Genomic DNA, 5,999 nt, shown 5'->3' on the forward strand with positions numbered 1-5,999 from the left:
TATTTTGGCAAGAGAAGTGAATGCCGATTTTTGATTATCCACGACAAATGGTTGCGAATAATTTACCTTGTTATCACGTAAGTAGATTGTATTTGCTTATATTAATTTTTCAAAATGAGAATTGCTGTGTCATATGATGCTTACTTGTTCCTACCTCCAGACTATCGTTAAAATTACACTATTTATCATCTTTATCTTTTTAAAAGTTACACCGTAAACCCAAAAATTCAGGGTTTCAGTGATGGGAGAAAGGAAACAGAAAACAGAGAAAACAAAGAACAACTAACTCCATTGTCTATCGCCTATCATCAGTCATCCAGCCTAACTGTTTCTTCTATAAATCAAAAATACTGAACCAATTGGACCCAGATTTTCTAGGTAAACTTTATTGTTGTAATAAAGTCCTGGGGACATTCCACCATCAAATAGCATTCCTTCTTGAATTTTACCTAAACAGTTATTCTGAGCAATACCTTCTAAAACATCATCAAACATATGAGGTAAAAGTTCTCGATTTGATGAGGATATTTCAATGGATGAATTTGCTTTAGCATCGTTTACTAACAAAATGACATAGCCTTTATTAGTAATCGCAGCCATCGAACGATTTATTGCTCCCTTACAAGCTAGTTCTCCTAAAGCCCGACAAATATCTTTAAATCTACCGTTGATGTAAAACCTGCCATTTCCCCCAACCACATTGTAATTTAAACTTTCACTGTTTCTTCTACCAACTTTTATCGTTGCTCTTCTCTGGCTTGGCTTACCCCCTGAGATCCCAAAGGAAGAACGTTTATTTTTAAATGCTCCAGAATATTCTACTCCTCGGGAGATATTTAATCCTTGGGGTTTATTTTCTGTATCAATATAGTCAGCATTAATAGCTGCTAAAGGTAATCTTCCATTTAATTTGGCGTTTTCTTCATTGACAAGCTCATAAAATAATTTGGGTACATATTCCTTCTTAATTTTACCGTTATTAGTTTTGCTATAAATTTTATGGTTTAAACCAACATTGACTTTAAAATCTAATTCCTCAGACTTGGGATTGAAAATAATTACATGATTAATCCCTTTCTCATATCGCTCGCCCAAGTTATTAGTTTTCATAAAGGCAATGCTAAAGTTTTTATCCTTACCGAAGCAAGATTCTTTTGATTTTTTTTCTTTGATTTCTTCTTGATTATTTTCTTGATTGCTTTCTATTACTTCTGTTTCAATTGGAGCTTTTTTTATTGGTTGACTGTCAGCAATTTCAATACTTTCAATATTTTTACAACCTGTAAATAAATTTAGAATAACTGCTGTTATCAACCATGAGTAAAATATTTTTTGCTTAGACATATATTAATTTTACTGAGAGATTAATCTAAAAGTTTAGTTATTGCAGAGAGGTTTAGCATTTCAAGTCTCTACACGATCTATGGATGATAATACTAATTGAGAAATTTCTAAATAAAAAAATATACTTATTTATTCAAGAAGGCGTAGATCTATGACTTAACCAAAATTGTGACGTATTTACTGCTTACAAAGCCAGTTTAGGCTTTGTTTGGGCTTGATTTTTGTTTAAGTCCCGTTAACTGAACTGCATTATTCTATAGCTATATAGAAAAACGAGAAATAACAAAAACCGCTACAGAATAGTTTGTAGCGGTTTTAAAATAAAGCTCGATATCTAAATTTTCGTTAATCTGAAATCTCAAATTTCAAATTTTAAATCTCAAATCTCACATTCCTTCAGCAACAATTAGGAAAACCATTCTAAAACAGCTTCTTCCTTAGTATTAGTATGACGTGAAGGTGTTTCGCGATTGAACTTCATGTGAATTGAACGAGTTTGTTCGCCATCAACTGCAACAGCCTTAATTGGATAATCAATTAAACCGTCTTGGAAGGACATCTGGAAGCGGAAAGTACCATCTGGATTGAGTTGAATTTGGCGATCGCCAATGGTTACTGTAGCATCAGGTTCGGTAGCACCGTAGACAATCAACTCAGCATCAGCAATTAACCAGAACTTGCGAGGACGAACTGGTGGTGCAGAAGCAGAAAAACCAACACCAGACATATTTAAGCCTGATACATTAGGTTGCGCCCACATACCAACGCCGGAGGGGAAGATGTAGGAACTAATTGCTTGCTCTGGAGCCATTGAACCAGGTACGTGGTGCATAGAACCAAAGATAGAACCAGCAACTCGCATTGCTTCAGCAGATTCTGCCATACCAAAGATTTGGTCGTAAATCTGGTTACCAGTAGTAGCACCAGGTTCAGGCTGTTTCTTGGAAGGAGGTACGAGTTCGTATTTGGTCTCACCGCGTAAATCTTCTTCGAAGTCAACGGTAATGAAAATGTCTTCAATCCAGTCGGAGGGATAAACAGGAGGAGTGTGGACTTTTGCAGAACGAGCCAATACTAACCAGCGACCGTCAGCACAACGATAGCCAATGTCAATCACATAATCGCGATCGCTGACTGGAATAGGTATGTACCATTCTCTCGCTAACTCATCAGAAGGATATTCCTGAATGCTGTGGGGGCTTTGGTGTTCTAAGTCGATGTCGGTAACATCATAAATTCTTAGGGCAAGTTGTTGTCCTCCCTGTCTTCTCAATTCTTCTTTATGCTCGTTAGGTACATCCCAGTAAGCATAAGCCCATTGAGGATCGCGAGGCATTAAAACAATTCGACTCTCGCCGTAGCCTGCGGGTAAATCGTTTAGTCCTTCATCAACATCAGCAAGGTTACCACCAGTGCGATCTACTTGACCCAACTCAAATTTTGCTGCTTCCACGGTTTCTTGTGCCTCCGGCGAACGAGATTGATTGACAGAAATCTTTTTGCGTTCTACTTCTTGAACTGCTGCTAATAGCTGCGCTTTTCGCATCCTGCTGTAGCGGGAGACGCCATATTCACTGGCAACTCTACGTAGTTGCCTCAATGTCATCTCTTCTAATGGTGGGCGTTCTTTTGCCATGAATTCGGTCTCCAGTATTTTAGGAACGGTAAATTCGTTATTATTTACCCCAGTTCAGCATACTTCGATAGATTTTCCATCTATCTCAGATAAACTCTCGATTTTGACGAATCCTGGTTTTTTTATGTGCTTATTTTAGATAGGCTTATAAATCGGCAAACTTTTAAACTTAGTGTCTAAAGTCACTACTTATTAGGTGCCATCCAACCTGTTTGCGGGTTCTTAACTAGAGATTAATCGCCCCCATATCTCCTTTCATCAACCATCTTTAGTGCGAATAGGAGTAGAGTTTGTATATTTTCTCGGTTAAGGATTTACTCTTTTGTGATTCCTACTGGTGCCAAAATTAGCACTTCACTTTCAGGAACGGAGTAAAACTGTCGTTAAATAAATATTAACCAGCAATGCCACCGAGGGATCAAGGGGGTTGAGGAGTGGTTTTGACTCCTTGAACGGACTTATAAGCCCTTGAGGGATTTTTAAGTCATCAATTTATGACATTTTAGCCTTTGAGACCCGACTCAACACCCCTAGAGAGCTTCATTTGTCATGATTACATGACAATAATAGTAATACTGCGGTTGCGAGGGCGGAATTACCTAGTATTCACCGGTGATGAGATGGCAATCGTGTTACTTTGTTATTTGATGGTTGGTTAGTTGTGATTATGGCAGTAATAATACTAGCTAATGTATGGTTGAAGTATAAAAAATTATGGCTAATCTGGCTGCCATATTTAACCTGGTAAGGTCAAGATTAAAAATTTAAAATATATTGCTTATTTTTTTCAAAAAACCGATTTGTCCAGAGTTGAAAATAATGTAGAAAAAAGTGTAAGGGATTACTGAAAACTATTTCCGAAGGCGCAGACAACCCGAAAACCTATAGTGTTGAAGATGAAGCCACTCTCTAGCCAATTGAATTCGTAGCGGTACGCAGAACGGCAGCTCCTAGAATTCCCAAACCAAGAACCGCCTCGCAGCACAGCATGACTAGTTTTTTTATAAAGATTATTGTTTTCGTATAACCACGCACTGCCATCTGTCGGTGCAGCTTCATAGTTAGAATGCCAATCATCAAGACACCATTCCCAGACATTCCCGTGCATATCGTATAGCCCAAAAGCGTTAGCTACACCAAAGCTACCTACAGGTGTTGTTCTACCACGGTATTCTCTTTCAAAATCAGGAATAAATCCCAATAATCTAGGGTCATAGTTTGCCAGTTCAGATGTAATTTTCTCACCAAAGTGAAACGGAGTAGTTGTGCCTGCACGACAGGCGTATTCCCATTCCGCTTCACTAGGTAGACGGTAGGATCTGTTGCTGTATTGGGACAAGCGAGTGCAAAATTCAACTGCACCGTACCAAGAAACTCGTTCTACTGGAAGGTTATTACCTTTGAATCTAGAGGGATCTGCTTCTAAGTCGCGTTTAACTTGGTCTAGTGCTGCTACAGCTTTCCATTGTGCTTGGGTTATCGGATATTTACCCATGAAGAAAGCTGGAACTTTTACTTGGTGTTGGGGACGTTCCGATTCTCTACTATCTTTCTCATCTTTTGGAGCACCCATTGTAAAAGTACCACTAGGGATTAACACCATCTCTAGTTCAACATCGTTACCCAAGTCTTCTACAAAATATTGCGCTGTTCCTTGATCGTATTGAATGACTGGTTTTTCCATTACTAAGAGTTTCTGAAATCTATTAATTATGAAGTGTAAAAAAGCTATAAACTCTTACATAACACAGACAACACGAAAACTGACAGAGATGTAGTTGACGTTGTCGCGCTTCGCCCTAACATCATTATTGCGGGATGCAGAACGGCATTTTAGAGGACGATCAATCCAAGAACCACCCCGTAGCACACCCTTGCAAGTTTTTCGTTCAAGATTATTGTTTTCATATAGCCAAGAACTGCCATCTGTCGGCGCATCCTCATAATTGTCGTGCCAATCGTCAAAACACCATTCCCAAACGTTCCCATGCATATCATAGAGTCCAAAGGCGTTAGTTACACCAAAACTACCCACGGCTGTTGTTTGTTGACGATATTTTCCTTTGTCACCAGCACCGTAAGTGTACCCAGCATGATAGTTTGCTAATTCAGAGGTAATGGTCTTACCAAAATGAAATGGAGTAGTTGTACCTGCTCGACAAGCATATTCCCATTGTGCTTCACTCGGGAGCCGGTATTCTCTTCCTGTATGATTTGATAATCTGGCACAAAATTCAACTGCATCGTACCAAGATACTTGTTCTACTGGTCGTTTATCACCTTTGAGTTTAGAAGGATCTGCTTCTAATTTGCTGTTAACTTGGTCTAGCGCTGCTACAGCTTTCCACTGTGCTTGGGTGATGGGATATTTACTTATGAAAAAAGTTGGAACTGTTACTTGGTGTTGGGGACGTTCTGAGTCATTGCTACCTTCTTCCATTTCTGGTGCACCCATTGTAAAACTACCACCTGGAATCAGTACCATCTCTAGCAAAATTCCATTCCCCAAGTCTTCGGTAAAATACTGATTTTGTTGGCGGTGGCGATTAATTATTAATTCTGTTCTTCCAAACTCAATTACTTCGATGGTTGCTACTTCAAATTCAAAAGGTTGTAATTTGATATCTTGAGACGTTTCATGAAACGTCTCTACATCCTCAGTAGGAAACGTCTCTACATCCTCAGTAGGTATGGTTGCTATTTTAAATTTAAAGCTTTTTAAGGGTGGAAAGCCTTCAAAGGCTCCTTGTAGTTCTGGGGATTTATTAACATTTTGATGTTTTTGCTCTAATTCCTCAGCAATGTAAGTATATATCCCACCCAAGCGCCGTAAAACTTGAGCCTGAATTTGTGCAAAAGGACGAATTTTGGTCTCTAAGTTATTATCCCGTGATGAAGGTAAACGTAACTGTGCTTGAAACTCCTGTATCGATAAACCAAGTCTTTGGGCGATATACTCAGAAACTGCATCAATTACAGAAATGGTTTTACTTTTGGGTACTGAGTCTACAAGTAATTC

The 5,999-nt window shown here is 38.7% G+C and carries 4 protein-coding genes; all 4 read right to left on the minus strand.

The window, feature by feature from the left end:
* Nucleotides 1-321: 321 nt before the first annotated feature.
* Nucleotides 322-1,344, minus strand: coding sequence for a phosphodiester glycosidase family protein (locus tag QNJ50_RS28280; RefSeq protein ID WP_300642481.1), 1,023 nt, complete (start codon nucleotides 1,342-1,344; stop codon nucleotides 322-324).
* Between the two features lie 406 nt (nucleotides 1,345-1,750).
* Nucleotides 1,751-2,980 (minus strand): DUF4912 domain-containing protein, encoded by a 1,230-nt coding sequence (locus QNJ50_RS28285; protein ID WP_300642484.1) that lies wholly within the window; start codon nucleotides 2,978-2,980, stop codon nucleotides 1,751-1,753.
* Between the two features lie 841 nt (nucleotides 2,981-3,821).
* Complete coding sequence (locus QNJ50_RS28290; protein WP_300642487.1) at nucleotides 3,822-4,664, minus strand: formylglycine-generating enzyme family protein; 843 nt, start codon at nucleotides 4,662-4,664, stop codon at nucleotides 3,822-3,824.
* 54 nt (nucleotides 4,665-4,718) lie between these two features.
* A partial coding sequence (locus QNJ50_RS28295) for a formylglycine-generating enzyme family protein (RefSeq protein ID WP_300642490.1) occupies nucleotides 4,719-5,999 on the minus strand: 1,281 nt, incomplete at its 5' end.

This window comes from Mastigocoleus sp. MO_188.B34 (assembly GCF_030065675.1).
Taxonomy (GTDB): domain Bacteria; phylum Cyanobacteriota; class Cyanobacteriia; order Cyanobacteriales; family Nostocaceae; genus Mastigocoleus.

What these genes read in the sequence shown, in the direction of transcription:
- QNJ50_RS28280 (WP_300642481.1), bottom strand. Translation starts at nt 1,344, where the DNA reads ATGTCTAAGCAAAAAATATTTTACTCATGGTTGATAACAGCAGTTATT.
- QNJ50_RS28285 (WP_300642484.1), bottom strand. Translation starts at nt 2,980, where the DNA reads ATGGCAAAAGAACGCCCACCATTAGAAGAGATGACATTGAGGCAACTA.
- QNJ50_RS28290 (WP_300642487.1), bottom strand. Translation starts at nt 4,664, where the DNA reads ATGGAAAAACCAGTCATTCAATACGATCAAGGAACAGCGCAATATTTT.